Source organism: Mongoliitalea lutea (assembly GCF_014652135.1).
Lineage (GTDB): Bacteria > Bacteroidota > Bacteroidia > Cytophagales > Cyclobacteriaceae > Mongoliitalea > Mongoliitalea lutea.
In genome coordinates, this window is record NZ_BMYF01000016.1 from 59,252 (window position 1) to 75,449 (window position 16,198).

Consider the following 16,198-nt stretch of genomic DNA (forward strand, 5'->3'; position numbering starts at 1 on the left):
GAGAAATGTCATTAAATATAGAAAAGTTAAGAGGCTTGTTCCCTATACTTCATCAAGAAGTGCATGGCAAGCCTCTTGTTTATTTTGATAACGCGGCTACCACGCAAAAGCCTCAAGCGGTGATTGATGCCTTGACAGGATATTATCAGCATGACAATGCCAATATTCATAGAGGTGCGCATGCTTTGGCTGACCGATCTACCCAATACTTCGAAAGTACTCGGGAAGCAGTTCGGGATTTTATACATGCCAAAGAAGCCGCTGAAATTATTCTGACCAAAGGAACTACCGAGAGTATCAACTTGGTTGCAGCAACCTTTGGGAGGAAATTTATCGGTGAAGGGGATGAAATTATCATTTCCACCCTAGAGCATCACTCGAATATTGTGCCTTGGCAGATGTTGTGTCAGGAAAATGGGGCTATACTTAAGGTAATCCCTATCAATGATGCAGGGGAGATTGAATATGATGAGTTTCTAAAATTGCTCTCAAAGCGTACCAAATTGGTGAGCATCGTGCATGCGTCCAATGCTTTGGGTACCATCAATCCGGTGAAAGAAATCATTGCCAAAGCTCATGAAGTAGGAGCAAGGGTATTATTGGATGGTGCGCAATCCACTTCTCATTTGACTGTAGATGTTCAGGCATTGGATTGTGATTTCTTGGCCTTCTCTGCACACAAACTTTACGGGCCAACCGGACTTGGCGTATTGTATGGTAAAAGAGAAATCTTAGAATCCATGCCTCCTTATCAGGGTGGTGGAGAAATGATCAAGGAAGTAAGTTTTGATGGAACTACCTACAATGAGATTCCCTTCAAGTTTGAAGCAGGCACTCCCAATATAGGGGATGTGATTGCCTTTAAAAAGGCCTTGGATTTTATTCAGGACTTAGGAAAAGATGCGATCAAAGCCCATGAGGACGAACTGCTTCAATATGCAGCGGAGCAGCTTTCTGAAATAAAAGGGTTTATTCCGGTTGGAGTTGCCAAAGATAAGGTGAGTGTACTTTCATTCTGTATCAATGGTATGCATCCCTTTGATGTAGGGGTGATGTTGGATGCAAGAGGAATAGCCGTACGGACAGGACATCATTGTACGCAGCCTTTGATGAAACGATTGGGCTTGGAGGGAACTGTTAGAGCTTCCTTTGCTGTTTACAATACCAAATCCGAAATAGATGTTTTGGCAGATGCTGTTCAAAAAATCGCACGAATCAAAAACAAATGATGGATATCAAAGAAGTTCAGGAAGAAATCATCAGTGAATTTGACATCCTAGGGGATGATAAGGAATCCACCATCTTCTATATCATGGAGTTGGGAGGTAATTTGGATGCATTTCCGGAGGAACAAAAAACAGAAGAAAATATCATCAAAGGGTGTCAATCCAAAGTTTGGTTGACAGCTAGCGAGGAAGATGGGAAAGTACATTTTCATGCAGATTCCAATACAGATATTACCAAAGGGCTGATCAGTTTATTGATCAGGGTCCTATCTGGTAGGAAACCATCAGAAATTGCCTATGCTGACCTTTATTTTATTGATAAAATCGGTATGGGTTCCATTATAGGTTCACAGCGTTCCAATGGATTGGCCGCTATGATCAAACAAATGAAATTATATGCTTTGGCTTTTGATGCCAAATTAAACGCAGGAATATAAGATGTCAGAAACCGCCACAACCGTAAAAGAGATACCTTCTCAGGAGTTAAAAGAAAAGGTGATTGCCGCAATCAAGCAGGTATATGATCCCGAAATTCCTGTGGATGTATATGAATTGGGATTGATTTATGAAATCAGTGTTTACCCTGTTAATAATGTGTATGTGCTGATGACGCTTACTTCACCCAATTGTCCTTCCGCAGAATTTATTCCTTCGGAGATCAAGGATAAAATACAGCATATTCAAGGAGTCAATCATGTGGAAATGGAGTTGACTTTTGATCCTCCGTATTCTCAGGATATGATGTCTGAAGCAGCAAAATTAGAATTAGGATTTCTTTAAAAATAAAAATACCGTAGCATATGTACCCAGAGGATTTAATTGCCCCTATGCGTTCTGAATTGACCAATGTTGGTTTTGAAGAATTCAGAACTGCCGAAGATGTAGAAAATCATTTGAAAGAGCATAAAGGAACTACCTTTATTGTCATCAATTCTGTATGCGGTTGCGCAGCAGGTGCTGCAAGACCGGGTGTTCGCTATGCGCTAGAACAATCTGACGCTAAGCCTACAACGTTGGCAACCGTTTTTGCAGGAAACGACCGTGATGCCGTAGCAAAAGTGAGAGAGATGCACATGCCATACCCTCCTTCTTCTCCTTCCATGGCTTTGTTTAAGGATGGTGAATTGGTTCACTTCATCGAAAGACACCATATTGAAGGAAGAAATGCTAAAATGATCGGCGACCACCTAGTGGAGGTTTTTGAGCATTTCTGTAAGTAATCAGAGCCCTTCGGGGCTTTTTTTATGCTAAAAAACTATAGCAGTCCCTTAACCTTTTTAAGAGAGATTCGTTGGTTAATTGGTTTGCGTAGCTTATGAAATCAGCTAAATTTCGCTGAAATCAGCAGGTTTGTTGGAGACTCAGCAAAACGTCAAAAATAGGTGAGTTTTATACTTGTACACAGATGTTTGTCACTTGTGTAATTAATCGTGTAAAAAATACCCGATTTTACTAACTTAAGGGCTCAGATTAAGTTAAAGTATCAGGAAAACAATAAACTGTAAATAAACAAAACATATATGTCTGAATTTGCTAAGATATCTTATGCAGGCAAGGAGTACGAGCTCCCTGTTATTGAAGGTACGGAAAATGAAAAAGCGATCGATATTGGAAAGCTTCGTGCACAGTCCGGATTAATCACCATTGACCCAGGTTTCAAAAATACGGGTTCAACTACCAGTTCCATTACTTTTTTGGATGGAGAAGAAGGAGTTTTACGATACAGAGGTTACAGAATCGAGGATTTGGCTGAGAAGTCTTCTTTCCTTGAAGTAGCTTACTTATTGATCTACGGTTCATTGCCTACCCAGCAGGAATACGAAAAATTCAGCAGAGATATTACCACACATACCTTGGTGCATGAGGATATCAAGAAGATTTTGGATGGTTTCCCTTCCAATTCTCATCCAATGGGTGTATTGTCTTCTTTGATTTGTTCCCTGACCGCCTTCTACCCAGAGTCTTTGGATCCAAATAGAAATGAAGACGCAGTGAATCTAAGCATCATTCGTCTATTGGCTAAAATGCCAACGTTTGCTGCTTGGGCATACAAGAATGAGGTAGGTCACCCAGTAAATTATCCAGACAATAGCTTGGACTACTGCTCCAATTTCTTGAAAATGATGTTTGCGTTACCAGCAGAGCGTTATGAAGTAGATCCAGTTGTTGCCAAAGCTTTGGATCAGTTGTTGATCTTGCACGCAGACCATGAGCAAAACTGTTCAACTTCTACCGTTCGTATAGTAGGATCTTCCCAGGCTAGTATTTATGCAGCAATTTCTGCTGGTATCAACGCTTTGTGGGGTCCTTTGCATGGTGGTGCTAACCAAGCTGTAATCGAGATGTTGGAAGCGATCAAAGCAGATGGTGGAGATGCTCAGAAATACTTGAATAAAGCAAAAGATAAAAATGATCCGTTCCGTTTGATGGGCTTTGGACACAGAGTTTACAAAAACTTTGATCCAAGAGCAAAAATCATCAAGAAGGCCGCTGACGATGTGTTAGGTAAACTTGGCGTAAATGATCCAGTATTGGACATCGCTAAAGAGTTGGAGTATGCTGCGTTGAATGATCAATACTTCATCGATAGAAACCTGTATCCAAATGTTGATTTCTACTCTGGAATTATCTACAGAGCTTTAGGTATCCCAACTGATATGTTCACGGTCCTATTTGCTTTGGGTCGTCTTCCAGGATGGATCGCACAGTGGAAAGAAATGAGAGAGAATGGAGAGCCAATCGGAAGACCTCGTCAGATTTATACTGGAGAGACAGAGCGCGATTATGTTTCCATGAACAAGAGATAATAATGCTTTGATAAGCAAGTCTTTCACTTTAAAAAAGAGACCGGTTGAAAAACTTGGTCTCTTTTTTTGTTAAAGAGGTGTTTGATGCCGTGAAAAAATCTTTTTTATGTATATTTGGAAACCCAAAATTAATAAATGAGTTTCTTATGAGCGCAACTAGTTTAGATGAAGCAGTAGCTTTAACCAAAAAATTCACCAGCAAACCAAGTAATGAAGAATTGCTTAAATTATACAGTTTGTACAAGCAAGCTACAGAAGGAGACAATACAAGTGAAAGACCGGGAGGTTTTGACTTCGTGGCAGCTGCCAAGTATAATGCTTGGTTAGCCTTGAAAGGAAAAGAGAAAGATGAGGCTTCTTCCGAGTATATTGAATTGGTCAATACGCTTGCAGGTAAGTACATGTAATCGGAATTTTTCATTTCATGTAATGAGTATATCCAACGATAGCTTAATAAAATTCCACAGAATATTGTATCTCAGTAGCTCTGTGGGATTTTTGGATTAACAGAATAATTTGATTGTTTTTTGCGTGTCTTTCTGAAATTATATTTTGTATTGCTGGAGTAAAAAAGGAGAGAATCCGAATTTTATCAAAAATATTCAGAGATTTTCCCTACATTATTTCAAAAACTTTTAGCTAGGATTTGGTTTTCCAAATTATTTCCCAGATCTTTGCACCCGATTTAAACAATAACATTTTTCTAACCGTGGTTTCCTTACTGTCGCTTGACTTGGGTTACTTCAGGAGCTCATGGTTCAGAAAAGTAAGGCAAATTTCATGGAAAAAGAATTATTATTCTCAGACCTTGGGGTATCTGCAGAGATCCTTAAGGCCGTGGAAGATATGGGCTATACCCATCCTTCTACTATTCAATCACAATCTATCCCTTTGTTGCTTAGTGGCCGTGATGTCATTGGACAGGCGCAAACTGGTACTGGTAAAACAGCCTCTTTTGCGATTCCAATCATCGATCAGGTTGATACTGACTTCAACAAACCACAAGCGCTTATCTTATGCCCAACGCGTGAGTTGGCTGTTCAGGTAGAAGGTGAGATTGTTAAACTAGCAAAATACAAAAGAGGACTTTCTTCTACCTGTATTTATGGTGGAGAAGCCATCGACAGACAAATCAGATCTTTGAAAAAAGGTGTTCAGATTGTCGTAGGTACTCCAGGTCGTATCATGGACCATATGGAGCGTGGTACCTTGAAATTGGATCATGTTGGCATCATTGTATTAGATGAGGCAGATGAAATGTTGGATATGGGTTTCAGAGACGATATCGAAACCATCTTGAGTGAATGCCCGGATGAAAGACAAACAGTGTTTTTCTCTGCAACGATGGCCAAGCCTATCATGGACTTAACCAAAAAATACCAAACTAATCCAGAGATTGTTAAGGTTTTAAGAAAAGAGTTGACCGTAGAGAACATTTCTCAAGTGTACTACGAGGTTAAACCTGCTCTGAAACTGGAATTGATGTCCCGTTTGATCAACTTGAATCAGTTTGCGTTAAGTGTTGTATTTTGTAATACAAAACGTACGACAGACGAAGTTACCGAAGAGTTGATTGCAAGAGGTATTATGGCTGAAGCTTTGCACGGTGATTTGTCACAGGCACAGCGTAGCAAAGTAATGTCGAAATTCCGTAAAGGTCATGTATCTGTGTTGGTTGCTACAGATGTAGCCGCAAGAGGTATTGACGTGGATAACGTGGAGGCAGTATTCAATTTTGATTTGCCTTTGGATGAGGAAAATTACGTTCACCGTATCGGTAGAACAGGTAGAGCAGGTAAATCTGGAGCTGCTATCAGCTTTGCTACCGGTAGGAAAGATATGTTCCGTTTGAGAGACTTGGAAAAGTTTATCAAAACTTCTATCACCAAAATGTCTCCTCCGTCTGTGAAAGACTTGATCGAATTGAAAAAAGATCAGTTGATCAAGGATGTATATAGACAATTAGGCAAAGAAGAAGATAACAGCTTCTACGAAGAAACAATTGGTCAATTATTGGCGGAAGGTTTAAGCATGGAGCAGGTGATGATGGGTTTGATGAAAATCCAGATGGCCGATGCAGTTCATGAGTTAGAAGATCAAAATTTCGAATTGGATCTAGGAAGGGAAAGAAGTGGTAGAGAGCGATCTGAAGGGCGTGGTAGAGAGCGTGACCGATTCGAAAGAGGTGGAAGAGATCGTGATAGGGGTGAAAGAGGTCCACGTCGTGAAAGATCATCCAGTGATCGTGCTGACAGAGGCGGCGAACGCTCCGAAAGAAGAGGTTCACGTGAGAAAGGTGTGAGAGAACCAGGAATGGCTCGCTTGTTCATCAATCTTGGTAAAAAAGACCGTGTAAGACCAAATGATATCGTAGGTGCCATTGCAGGTGAAGCAGGTGTACCAGGAAGAAGCATTGGTGGCATCGATATCTTTGATAACTTCTCATTTGTAGATGTTCCTTCCAAGGATGCAGACCACATCATCAAAGTGATGAAAAACAATACCATCAAAGGTAAGTCTGTAAACATGGAGATCTCCAAAGGCTAAGAAATTCATAATAGGTTAATTAGTTTATAAAGGTTAGTGATGGAAAGCGCAGCTCCGCAGGGGCTGTGCTTTTTTTATCCCTTAATTTGATTGGCACTCCCGACTAGACTATGTAAATTTAAAACTCAATACCTATTATCAATATTAAAACCCAACTTTATACCTGAAATACAGCTTATGCAGCTTTTCTACCACGAAAAAACCTTGGAGAGTACCTTTGACTTGGATGCTGAGGAGTCCAAACACCTCATAAAAGTGCTTCGCAAGAGTAAAGGAGATAAAATACAGTTTACGGATGGAAAAGGCTGCCTTCTTCATGGCGCCATCATCGATGCCAACCCGAAAAAGGCACGAATACAGGTAGAGCAACGCCACTACCAGCCCGAAGATGACTTTCATATTCACTTGGCCATTTGTCCTACGAAGAATCTAGATCGATTGGAGTGGATGCTGGAAAAAATCACAGAAATTGGAGTCCATGAGGTTAGTTTTATAGAATCCAAACATTCGGAGCGGGGATTTCTTAAAATGGACCGATTGGAGAAGAAAGTTATTGCAGCGTGTAAACAAAGTCTGAAATACCATTTCCCCAAGATAAATGGTTTAAAACCCTTGGAGGAAGTATTGAAAGAGGCACGCTTTGATGCATATCAGCGATTTATTGCCTATATTGATGAGGAAAACACGAGACATTTGTTTGAGAAAGCAGAACCAAATCAATCCTATATTGTATTAATTGGACCAGAAGGGGATTTTTCCAAAGAGGAAATAGCGATGGCCTTGGAATATCATTTTCTGCCTTGCTCTTTGGGGAAAGCCCGTTTGCGCACAGAAACTGCGGGCCTCGCAGCAGTGCATTCCTTGCAACTTAAAAACACACTACAAATACCATGAAAAAACTTGTACTCGCAATTATTACGTTGGCGCTTTTTCAATTTTGCCAAGCACCTCAGACCACAGATTCTACATCCTCTCATGGAGAAGATGGATGGCTCACAGGCACCAATGAAGAAAAATTTGATGAGATCGCCCATCAATTGGGTGGATTTAGTAAAACGATGGTGGAGGTTTCTTACCGATATTCAGAATTATACTGGGCCGGTATGGATGAAAATTGGGGTTATGCTGAGCACCAAATTGAACACATCATTGAAGCGATGGAAGATGGCTTGAAGAGAAGACCTGTGCGAGCGGAGTCTGCAGAAACATTTATGGAAGAAGCAATTCCTGCTATCGAGGAGATTATTGAGCAGAAAGATAAAGAAGCGTTTATTATTGGCTTCAGAGCATTTACCTCGGCTTGCAATGCTTGTCATGCCAAAGAAGGGGAGTCATATATTGTGATTCAAGAACCATTGCAAAGACTTTCTCCTGTCAGATTCTAATTGAAAAATTTCACCCAATAGTACTAATTCATGTTGCCAGATAGTCAAGAGCCTATCCATTCTACCGAATTCGAGGGGGGGTCAGCCGATTCCTTGACCATTCTACTTCAAACAGATGAGGATGACCATAGACCTGTTTACCTTTCGGGAAATTTCAATAATTGGCAGACCCAGGATAGGCGTTTTATGATGCAGCGCTTGACCAAAGGCAAGTATAAGTATCAGTTTGCGCCCGATTTCAATTATCCAGAGGAATTGGTATATAAATTCACGAAAGGTGATTGGTCAGAAGTAGAAATCGATCGCTACGGGAACAAAACTCCCAATCGCTTCTGCCAAAAGACTGTAGGGACCCAAGAAGAGTTTGTGCCCCGCTGGAGGAAAAACTGGTTGCCTTACAGGCCTTCACAGTTGCCTCAGGTTCATTTGATTTCGGAGGAATTTGAAATTCCTCAATTAAATAAAAAACGTAAAGTATGGGCCTTGTTGCCGCATGATTACGATACTTCAGATGAGCACTACCCAGTCTTGTACTTGCAGGATGCCCAAAATTTATTCAATGAAAATTCTCCCTATGGAAATTGGCAGATAGACAAAAAACTTGCCGTAATGTCTGATTACGGTATCGGTAAAATCATCGTGATTGCCATAGAACATGCCGAAAAGGAGCGTATTGTAGAGTATAATGTGGGGAAAACACTCCTTGGGGAGGGGCAAGGGAAGAAGTACATGCGTTTTTTGGCAGATACCTTAAAGCCTTTTGTAGATAAAAACTTCCGGACCAAACCTGAACGTGAATACACGGGGATAGGGGGGAGTTCTATGGGAGGCTTGATTACTATTTTCTCTGGGCTGATGTATCCTGAAGTATTCAGCAAACTGATGGTATTTTCTCCATCCTTGTGGGTAATTCCTAAACTGAAATTTTCCTTTTTAGATTTTTTTGAACCCATGGAAACTAAAATCTACCTGTATGCAGGTGGAGATGAATCCGAGACCATGGTCAAGCATGTGAAGAAATTCCGCAAAAAACTGCTCAAACATGAGGCCGCACAGTCAAAAATGAATATTCAATTGTCCATTAATATGGAGGGGAAACATTCTGAAACCTATTGGTCCGATGAATTCCCTAAGGCTGTGGAGTGGTTGTTTTTTGCAGATAGGGCAGGGGACCTTCCGGAAGATTCCGAGGAAGAATAATTAGCTATTCAACTAAAAAAAATTCTATATGAAATTTTCAATTCAGTCGGCAAGTGCCTCTCTCGATATTTCAGGAGTGATTGTGCCATTTTTGGAGTCAGAAAACATTCAGTTTTCTTGGGAAGAGACCTCTTTTGTGATCAATAAAAACCTTTTTGCAGGTAAGAAGGATAGTATGCACGCTTTTGAGTCAGCGGGGAAACTTTTTGTATTGGTTGGCTTAGGGAAAGAACCTGATTTCAAGTCCGTTCAAAATAGTTTTCGAAGATTAACTGCGAAAAATTCCGACTTACTCAACGGAACTCTTTTACTTGATTTGTCTTCTATTTCAGATGCTTGGGTGCTTGAAGCGATCGTAACAGGCCTTAAATTAGGAACCTATCGTTTATCTCACTTCAAAAGTGGAGATCTAGGCTTGAAGGATTGGAACTCCTTGAGTTTTGGGGTCAAAACTCAATTATCGAATGCCAAAGCATTGTTGATTCAAGCAGAAAAGATAGCAGCAGCCCAACTGGAAACTTTTCGAATGGTAGATTTACCTGCGAACACCGTGACTCCACAGTTTTTGGCAGATTGGGCGCTTAACCTTGGTAAGCTGGCAAATGTTTCTGTGCAGGTTTTGGACGAGGTTCAGGCAGCAGAACAGGGCCTGAAAGCTTTCCTTTCTGTGGGACAGGGAAGTAAGCGGGCACCGCGATTTATCATCATAGATTATCATCCCTCCGATGCCAAAAAGCATGTAGGTCTTGTAGGAAAAGGGGTAACCTTTGATACCGGAGGTCTGAATATCAAAACCCAAGGCATGGTCCACATGAAATGCGATATGGGAGGTGCCGCTACTGTTTTGGGGGCGGTGCAATTGGTAGCTTCTTTGCAAATGCCACATCGGGTTACGGCGATCGTTCCTTGTGTAGAGAATGCTGTGGATGCCAATGCTTACCTACCATCGGATGTTATTGGCAGTTACAGTGGAAAAACAATCGAGGTGATAGATACGGATGCTGAGGGGCGATTGATTTTGGCTGATGGTCTGACTTATATGGTCAGGAATTACAAGCCTGAGCTATTGATTGACTTTGCTACCTTGACTGGAAGTGCTGTGGGAACATTTGGATATTCCTGCGCTGCTCTGTTTTCTAAGAATGAAGTATTGCTTAAGCAATTGCAAGAGGCGGGGGATACTGTAGGTGAGCGCATGTGGCCCTTACCGATGTGGGATAGCTATCAATCAGAGATGGACTCGGATATCGCAGATATCAAAAATTACCATGGAAAGCCCTTTGCGGGGGCAATTACAGCAGCCAAATTTTTAGAGTATTTTACGGAAGGTCATGGGGCTTATGCACATATAGACATTGCGGGTACAGCTTTTGGTGATTCAGAATTTGCAAAAACCAAGCATTCAACTGCGTATGGTGTACATTTATTCCTTAAATTGTTGGAAAATCTTTAAACCATGAGTAACAAACCTAAAACCTTTTTGTGCATCTCTAACTATTTTAAAGGGGGTGCCTTCTTGACTTCTTTGAAAAAAGCCGGGAACAAAGTATTCTTGGTGACTTCTGAAAAATTACGCGACAGTGCTTGGCCGCACGAATATATAGATGAGATTTTCTATATGCCCGGTCAGGATTTGGACTGGGATTTGGATCGTCTCTTGATAGGAGTAGCAGGGGTTATGAAGGCCAATAAAATCGACGCCATCGTAGCGTTGGACGATTACGATGTGGAGAAGGCAACTTTTCTAAGAGAAAGCCTTAGGATTCCAGGCATGGGACAAACTACCGGGCGCTATTTCCGTGATAAGTTGGCCATGCGTATGAAAGCCAAAGATGAAGGTGTCTTGGTTCCGCCTTTTTCGCCTTTGTTCAATGATGAAGAAATCAATCATTTCGCAGATACTGTCCCGGCTCCTTGGGTTCTCAAACCTAGATCAGAGGCTTCTGCTCACGGAATTATCAAAGTACATGACAAGGATAGTTTATGGGCCAATATCCATGAGCTGGGAGATAACCGAGTTCGCTATTTAGTAGAGCAGTTTATGCCTGGGGATGTGTATCATGCGGATAGTTTGAATTTGGATGATAAGGTGATATTCTGTGTGGTTTCACGCTATTTGGCGACGCCTATGGAGATTTCGCAGGGTGGAGGTATCTTCCGCAGTGCCAATATACCGTATGGGTCAGCCGATGACAAGGCCATTCAAAAAGCCAATAAGCAAGTGATGAAAGCCTTTGGGATGAAAAGTGGTGCTGCCCATACTGAATTTATCAAAGGTCGGGAAGATGGGAAGATTTACTTCTTGGAAACCTCCTCTAGAGTAGGAGGGGCGCATTTGGCAGAAATGGTTGATGCTGCTTCTGATGTGAATCTGTGGTCCGAATGGGCCTTGATTGAAGATGCCAAAGCAAAAGGTTTAGCTTATCAATTGCCATCCGTGAAAAAAGGCTATGCGGGTATTGTACTAACGCTATCTAAGTTTCAAGATCCGGATCTTTCTGGTTTTAATGATACCGAGGTGTGCTTCAGAGTGCCATTGGACTATCATGCGGGCCTGATTGTCAAGTCGGATTCCAAGGAGCGTGTGCTACAACTGTTGGATGAATATGCAGAGCGATTAAGTAGGGACTTTTCTACAGTAGCGGAGCAAGAAAAAGTGAAGAAGTTTCATTAAAAAATTTGATATAGGCTATTTGAAATATGGGATTCTATAGCGTATTTGAAAAAAAATATGTGCTATGTCAACGAAAATAACTGTTAATCCCAATGGCTCTCTAAAGATTGAGGGAGACTTTGAAGTAGTCGATAATCAAGGAAATGCTTATGGTCTTCAAGGAAGAACAGTCCTAGGTCTCTGCCGCTGCGGACTTTCCAATAACAAACCATTTTGTGATGGCTCTCATCGCAATGGTTTTGAACATACTGCCGTAGCATTCGATTTACCTCCTAAAAAAGTTTGATCAACAAAAAATCCCAAGTTATCAAAACTTGGGATTTTTTTATGGGAATCTAGTAGACCGCTCAGTCAAACTTCATTTCAGGAATTTCTCCTTCTATAATCAGTTTGCCTTCTGTCTTGGCAATGATTTCTTCTACGCTGATCCCAGGTGCTCGCTCCAATAATTTGAAACCTCCCTCAGGAAGTACATCAAGCACTGCTAAATCGGATACAATTTTCTTTACACAACGGATACCTGTAATTGGAAGGCTACATTCTTTCAGTAGTTTGGATTTACCGTCCTTACTGCAATGCTGCATGGCTACGATGATGTTATCCGCAGAGGCTACCAAATCCATAGCTCCACCCATACCTTTGACCATTTTTCCAGGGATTTTCCAGTTGGCAATATCTCCGTTTTCAGAAACTTCCATTGCTCCTAAAATCGTCAACTGTACATGACCACCACGAATCATAGCAAATGACTCCGCTGAACTGAACAAAGCAGAGCCTTTGACCATGGTAATGGTCTGCTTCCCTGCATTGATCAAGTCTGGATCTATTTCAGCTTCCGTAGGAAATGGACCGATACCCAATAAGCCATTTTCTGACTGTAAAACTACCTCTAAGTTTTCAGGAATGTAGTTGGCAACCAAGGTAGGGATTCCAATGCCAAGGTTGATATATTGTCCACCCTTCACCTCTCGGGCGATGCGCTGGGCTATTTGATCTTTTGATAACATGGCTCTTAGGATTTTCTGATGGTTCGTTGTTCGATTCTCTTCTCGTAGTTTACACCTTGGAATATGCGTTGTACATAAATCCCAGGGGTATGGATTTGATTAGGATCCAACTCGCCAGCAGGAACCAATTCTTCCACCTCTGCTATCGTTATTTTTCCCGCAGCAGCCATCATTGGATTGAAGTTTCTGGCTGTTCCTTTGAAAATCAGGTTGCCGGAGGTATCTCCTTTCCAAGCTTTCACAAATGAAAAATCGGCTCTCAGCCATCTTTCCATCAAATATAATTTTCCATCAAACTCACGAATTTCTTTTCCTTCAGCCACTTCTGTACCCACACCTGCCGGAGTAAAAAAGGCAGGAATGCCAGCACCTCCTGCACGTACTCGTTCTGCCAGCGTGCCCTGAGGAATCAATTCCACTTCTAATTCTCCACTCAGGAGTTGACGTTCAAATTCAGCATTTTCTCCCACATAGCTAGAGATCATTTTCTTTACCATGCGTTTTTTGAGCATCAGACCGATACCAAAATCATCCACGCCGGCATTATTGGAAATACAGGTAAGACCGTTGAGGTCTTTTTCTAGGAGTGCAGCTATGGAATTTTCCGGGAGACCGGACAATCCAAAACCGCCAAACATCAGCACAGCGTCGGAGAAAACATCTTTCACCGCCTCTGCTGCATTCGCTACAGTTTTATTGATCATGTGTTATTTGGATTTAGTTAAATGATTGGTCAATACTTGCAATGCTGCTATCCTGTCCTGCTCCAATTGAGCTTTTAATGAATCCAATCCTTCGAATTTAACTTCAGAGCGAAGATAAGCTTTTAAAAATACGCTTACACGTTTATCATACAAATCTCCGCTAAAATCAAATATATTTACTTCAATTGTCCGTGTATCTCCGCTGACTGTTGGACGGTTACCGATATTCAGCATGCCTTGAAAGCGTACACCTTCTATGCTGACCTCCACCGCGTATACTCCATCGGCGGGGATTAGCTTATAATCATGGGGGATATGGATGTTGGCTGTAGGAAAACCAATCGAACGGCCTAATTGCTGTCCTTTGATGATGATGCCATTGAGCTCATAATCTCTTCCTAAGTATTCATTGGCGATATCCACCCGCCCGGATTCCAAGGCTTTTCGGATTTTTGTGCTTGATACCCCTACATCATCCACATCTTCTCTCGCAATTTCCTCCAGTTCAAAAGGATACTTTGCCAAGTTAGCTTTCAAATAATCAAAGCCACCTTCTCGGTTTTTTCCAAATCTATGATCATATCCTATCACCAATCGCTTGGTTTGGATTCCTTCAATCAATACTTTTTGAATAAATTCCTCAGAAGAAAGATTGGAAAACTCTTTGGTAAAAGGAATGGTAAGTAAATGGTCAATCCCTGCCTCTCGGAGTAATTTCGCCTTCTCTTCAAATGTGCTGAGCAAGCGCAGCTGATGATCATCGGGCTGTAAAACCAAGCGTGGATGAGGCCAAAAAGTAATCATGACCGTCTCACCCTGAATCTCATCTGCGATGTTACGGATGCGTCGAAGGATTTTTTGATGACCTAAATGAACACCATCAAAGGTGCCACTAGTGACCACAGCATTGGTGACCGGAGAGAAATCAGCTAATCCTTCGTATATGTTCATGCAGTGCGTTCCTTAATTTTTGTTATCAGTTCGGGTAATTCTTCACTATCTTCCAAAAGAAATTCTCCTATTCTTGTTCGGCACAAAGAGGCCATGTAAGCACCCACCCCCAACAATTCTCCCAAATCCCTGGCAAGGCTTCGAATGTAGGTTCCCTTGCTGCATACAATACGAAAATAAATAACAGGGTTTTCAAATTTGGTGATTTCGAAGACTGAAACTTTGACAGGTCTAGCTTCAATGATCACTTCTTGTCCTTTTCGGGCTGCTTCATATACACGCTTACCACCTACTTTGATAGCAGAGTGCATAGGGGGAACTTGCATGATGTCACCAGTTAAGTGAGCAGCGGCATCTATTACTTTTTCTAAGGTAATATGAGCCGGATTTGCAACAGGGATCACTTCCTTTTCCAAGTCAAAACTCTCGGTAGTGCTCCCAATGACGAAGGTGCCTGTATATTCCTTTTCTTGCCCCATAAAAGTTTCTATGGATTTGGTCATCTTGCCGGCGCATACGATCAGTAAACCTGTTGCTAAGGGATCTAACGTTCCCGCATGCCCCACTTTTTTAATTTTGAGGGCATTGCGTACTTTTTTGACCACATCAAAAGAAGTCCATTCCAAAGGTTTATTGATCAAGAAAACTTCTCCGTAGGGGGCTTGTTCCATTAAATAGGGGAATTGAAATTAGTTGAAATATCCGGCTGCAATCGCAATCAAACCGACAATAGTACAGTAAATGGCGAAGTAGGTCAATTTGCTTTTGCGAACCAAGGCGATCATGACCGTACAGGCAAAGTAGCCCGAAATAAAGGCAGCCACAAATCCAACGGAAAGATATCCAAAGCTATCACTGTTATAAGCAAGTGCACCATCCAAAATATCCTTGGCCATTTTGCCCAAAATCAAGGGGACAACCATCAGGAAAGAAAATCGGGCAGCTTTGCTTTTATCAATACCCAGCAATACGGATGCTGAAATGGTTGCACCCGAACGGGAAATGCCTGGAAGCATAGCAACCGCTTGTGCAAGTCCTACCAAGACCGCGTTCTTGAAACTGACGTTTTTATCGGTATTCTTGGCTTTATCCGCCAAAAATAAGAGTGTCGCTGTCACCAACAACATAAAGCCAACAAACATGACCTGACCACCGAAAAACTGTTCCAATTGCTCCTCAAAGAACAATCCTATGATGACAGCGGGAATCATAGACAAGATGATTTTTACAGAGAATTGGGTTTCTTCATTCCATTGGAACTTTAGCAAACCGCTTAAAATCTCTCCAATGTCTTTTCTGAAAACAACAATCGTAGCCAAGGCTGTGGCAGCGTGTAGCACAACCGTGAAGAGCAAACTCTCTTCTGGTAATTTACTTTCTCCGAGCAGGGCACCGGCTAATTCGAGATGGCCACTGGAGGAAACAGGCAAAAACTCAGTCAATCCTTGAATAATTCCAAGGATGATTGCATCGATTAAATCCATGACTATTTGTTACTCGGTTTATGGAAAATAGCGTAAAACTGAAAGATAAATCCAGCTAGTGTCACAATTGGTCCTAGGGTCAATCCCAAAAATCCAAACCCATGGGGTTCTTTGTCCAAACCGATGAGGACGAAACCCAAGGAAATGATCCCAAGTCCAATCAACATCAATTGGTAATTCTTTTTTGAAAAAGGCATGTGTGAATTTTCCATC

The 16,198-nt window shown here is 41.6% G+C and carries 19 protein-coding genes; 13 read left to right on the top strand and 6 right to left on the bottom strand.

Features of this window, described 5'->3' with window-relative positions; translation table 11 throughout:
• Positions 1-5: 5 nt before the first annotated feature.
• The 13 genes from IE080_RS13040 to IE080_RS13100 all read left to right on the top strand — a co-directional run bounded on the left by IE080_RS13040 (position 6) and on the right by IE080_RS13100 (position 12,125).
• Entirely contained in the window at positions 6-1,229 is a 1,224-nt protein-coding gene (locus tag IE080_RS13040) for a cysteine desulfurase (RefSeq protein WP_189583270.1), read from the top strand.
• Positions 1,226-1,663 (top strand): SufE family protein, encoded by a 438-nt coding sequence (locus IE080_RS13045; RefSeq protein WP_189583273.1) that lies wholly within the window; start codon positions 1,226-1,228, stop codon positions 1,661-1,663. Before IE080_RS13040 ends, IE080_RS13045 begins: the two co-directional genes overlap by 4 nt.
• Position 1,664: 1 nt before the next feature.
• Positions 1,665-2,006, top strand: a complete 342-nt coding sequence (locus IE080_RS13050) for a DUF59 domain-containing protein (protein ID WP_189583276.1) — start codon at positions 1,665-1,667, stop codon at positions 2,004-2,006.
• A 20-nt stretch (positions 2,007-2,026) separates the two neighbouring features.
• Positions 2,027-2,446: a BrxA/BrxB family bacilliredoxin gene (locus IE080_RS13055; protein WP_189583279.1), complete on the top strand. Its 420-nt coding sequence runs from the start codon at positions 2,027-2,029 to the stop codon at positions 2,444-2,446.
• 300 nt (positions 2,447-2,746) lie between these two features.
• Positions 2,747-4,033, top strand: coding sequence for a citrate synthase (locus tag IE080_RS13060; RefSeq protein WP_189583282.1), 1,287 nt, complete (start codon positions 2,747-2,749; stop codon positions 4,031-4,033).
• Positions 4,034-4,179: 146 nt separating this feature from the next.
• On the top strand, positions 4,180-4,440 hold the full coding sequence (locus IE080_RS13065; protein ID WP_189583285.1) for an acyl-CoA-binding protein: 261 nt from the start codon (positions 4,180-4,182) through the stop codon (positions 4,438-4,440).
• Between the two features lie 373 nt (positions 4,441-4,813).
• Complete coding sequence (locus tag IE080_RS13070) at positions 4,814-6,580, top strand: DEAD/DEAH box helicase (RefSeq protein WP_189583288.1); 1,767 nt, start codon at positions 4,814-4,816, stop codon at positions 6,578-6,580.
• A gap of 177 nt (positions 6,581-6,757) precedes the next feature.
• A complete protein-coding gene (locus tag IE080_RS13075) occupies positions 6,758-7,474 on the top strand; it encodes a 16S rRNA (uracil(1498)-N(3))-methyltransferase (RefSeq protein ID WP_189583291.1) in 717 nt (238 codons plus the stop codon).
• On the top strand, positions 7,471-7,965 hold the full coding sequence (locus IE080_RS13080; protein ID WP_189583294.1) for a hypothetical protein: 495 nt from the start codon (positions 7,471-7,473) through the stop codon (positions 7,963-7,965). The genes IE080_RS13075 and IE080_RS13080 overlap by 4 nt, the downstream gene beginning before the upstream one ends.
• Before the next feature lie 30 nt (positions 7,966-7,995).
• On the top strand, positions 7,996-9,165 hold the full coding sequence (locus tag IE080_RS13085; protein ID WP_189583297.1) for an alpha/beta hydrolase: 1,170 nt from the start codon (positions 7,996-7,998) through the stop codon (positions 9,163-9,165).
• Positions 9,166-9,193: 28 nt separating this feature from the next.
• Positions 9,194-10,618: a leucyl aminopeptidase family protein gene (locus IE080_RS13090; protein ID WP_189583300.1), complete on the top strand. Its 1,425-nt coding sequence runs from the start codon at positions 9,194-9,196 to the stop codon at positions 10,616-10,618.
• A 3-nt stretch (positions 10,619-10,621) separates the two neighbouring features.
• Entirely contained in the window at positions 10,622-11,839 is a 1,218-nt protein-coding gene (locus IE080_RS13095) for an ATP-grasp domain-containing protein (RefSeq protein ID WP_189583303.1), read from the top strand.
• 64 nt (positions 11,840-11,903) lie between these two features.
• Positions 11,904-12,125: a CDGSH iron-sulfur domain-containing protein gene (locus tag IE080_RS13100; RefSeq protein WP_189583306.1), complete on the top strand. Its 222-nt coding sequence runs from the start codon at positions 11,904-11,906 to the stop codon at positions 12,123-12,125.
• A 61-nt stretch (positions 12,126-12,186) separates the two neighbouring features.
• On the opposite strand, the gene IE080_RS13105 is transcribed toward IE080_RS13100, so the two are convergent.
• From IE080_RS13105 to IE080_RS13130, 6 genes are read right to left on the bottom strand one after another with little or no spacing between them, the layout of a single operon-like run.
• The gene (locus tag IE080_RS13105) at positions 12,187-12,846 is read right to left on the bottom strand and encodes a 3-oxoacid CoA-transferase subunit B (protein WP_189583309.1); all 660 of its coding nucleotides are present in this window, start codon (positions 12,844-12,846) and stop codon (positions 12,187-12,189) included.
• A gap of 5 nt (positions 12,847-12,851) precedes the next feature.
• Positions 12,852-13,550: a CoA transferase subunit A gene (locus tag IE080_RS13110; RefSeq protein ID WP_189583312.1), complete on the bottom strand. Its 699-nt coding sequence runs from the start codon at positions 13,548-13,550 to the stop codon at positions 12,852-12,854.
• Between the two features lie 3 nt (positions 13,551-13,553).
• On the bottom strand, positions 13,554-14,501 hold the full coding sequence (locus tag IE080_RS13115; protein WP_189583315.1) for a bifunctional riboflavin kinase/FAD synthetase: 948 nt from the start codon (positions 14,499-14,501) through the stop codon (positions 13,554-13,556).
• A complete protein-coding gene (gene truB, locus IE080_RS13120) occupies positions 14,498-15,172 on the bottom strand; it encodes a tRNA pseudouridine(55) synthase TruB (protein WP_189583318.1) in 675 nt (224 codons plus the stop codon). Before truB ends, IE080_RS13115 begins: the two co-directional genes overlap by 4 nt.
• A gap of 18 nt (positions 15,173-15,190) precedes the next feature.
• Complete coding sequence (locus tag IE080_RS13125) at positions 15,191-15,985, bottom strand: undecaprenyl-diphosphate phosphatase (RefSeq protein ID WP_189583321.1); 795 nt, start codon at positions 15,983-15,985, stop codon at positions 15,191-15,193.
• Between the two features lie 2 nt (positions 15,986-15,987).
• Positions 15,988-16,197, bottom strand: a complete 210-nt coding sequence (locus IE080_RS13130; RefSeq protein ID WP_189583324.1) for a DUF3098 domain-containing protein — start codon at positions 16,195-16,197, stop codon at positions 15,988-15,990.
• Position 16,198 lies beyond the last annotated feature (1 nt).

Bases quoted from the DNA above. Each gene is read 5' to 3' on its own strand.
- IE080_RS13040 (WP_189583270.1), top strand. From the start codon at position 6: ATGTCATTAAATATAGAAAAGTTAAGAGGCTTGTTCCCTATACTTCAT.
- IE080_RS13045 (WP_189583273.1), top strand. From the start codon at position 1,226: ATGATGGATATCAAAGAAGTTCAGGAAGAAATCATCAGTGAATTTGAC.
- IE080_RS13050 (WP_189583276.1), top strand. From the start codon at position 1,665: ATGTCAGAAACCGCCACAACCGTAAAAGAGATACCTTCTCAGGAGTTA.
- IE080_RS13055 (WP_189583279.1), top strand. From the start codon at position 2,027: ATGTACCCAGAGGATTTAATTGCCCCTATGCGTTCTGAATTGACCAAT.
- IE080_RS13060 (WP_189583282.1), top strand. From the start codon at position 2,747: ATGTCTGAATTTGCTAAGATATCTTATGCAGGCAAGGAGTACGAGCTC.
- IE080_RS13065 (WP_189583285.1), top strand. From the start codon at position 4,180: ATGAGCGCAACTAGTTTAGATGAAGCAGTAGCTTTAACCAAAAAATTC.
- IE080_RS13070 (WP_189583288.1), top strand. From the start codon at position 4,814: ATGGAAAAAGAATTATTATTCTCAGACCTTGGGGTATCTGCAGAGATC.
- IE080_RS13075 (WP_189583291.1), top strand. From the start codon at position 6,758: ATGCAGCTTTTCTACCACGAAAAAACCTTGGAGAGTACCTTTGACTTG.
- IE080_RS13080 (WP_189583294.1), top strand. From the start codon at position 7,471: ATGAAAAAACTTGTACTCGCAATTATTACGTTGGCGCTTTTTCAATTT.
- IE080_RS13085 (WP_189583297.1), top strand. From the start codon at position 7,996: ATGTTGCCAGATAGTCAAGAGCCTATCCATTCTACCGAATTCGAGGGG.
- IE080_RS13090 (WP_189583300.1), top strand. From the start codon at position 9,194: ATGAAATTTTCAATTCAGTCGGCAAGTGCCTCTCTCGATATTTCAGGA.
- IE080_RS13095 (WP_189583303.1), top strand. From the start codon at position 10,622: ATGAGTAACAAACCTAAAACCTTTTTGTGCATCTCTAACTATTTTAAA.
- IE080_RS13100 (WP_189583306.1), top strand. From the start codon at position 11,904: ATGTCAACGAAAATAACTGTTAATCCCAATGGCTCTCTAAAGATTGAG.
- IE080_RS13105 (WP_189583309.1), bottom strand. From the start codon at position 12,846: ATGTTATCAAAAGATCAAATAGCCCAGCGCATCGCCCGAGAGGTGAAG.
- IE080_RS13110 (WP_189583312.1), bottom strand. From the start codon at position 13,550: ATGATCAATAAAACTGTAGCGAATGCAGCAGAGGCGGTGAAAGATGTT.
- IE080_RS13115 (WP_189583315.1), bottom strand. From the start codon at position 14,501: ATGAACATATACGAAGGATTAGCTGATTTCTCTCCGGTCACCAATGCT.
- truB (WP_189583318.1), bottom strand. From the start codon at position 15,172: ATGGAACAAGCCCCCTACGGAGAAGTTTTCTTGATCAATAAACCTTTG.
- IE080_RS13125 (WP_189583321.1), bottom strand. From the start codon at position 15,985: ATGGATTTAATCGATGCAATCATCCTTGGAATTATTCAAGGATTGACT.
- IE080_RS13130 (WP_189583324.1), bottom strand. From the start codon at position 16,197: ATGGAAAATTCACACATGCCTTTTTCAAAAAAGAATTACCAATTGATG.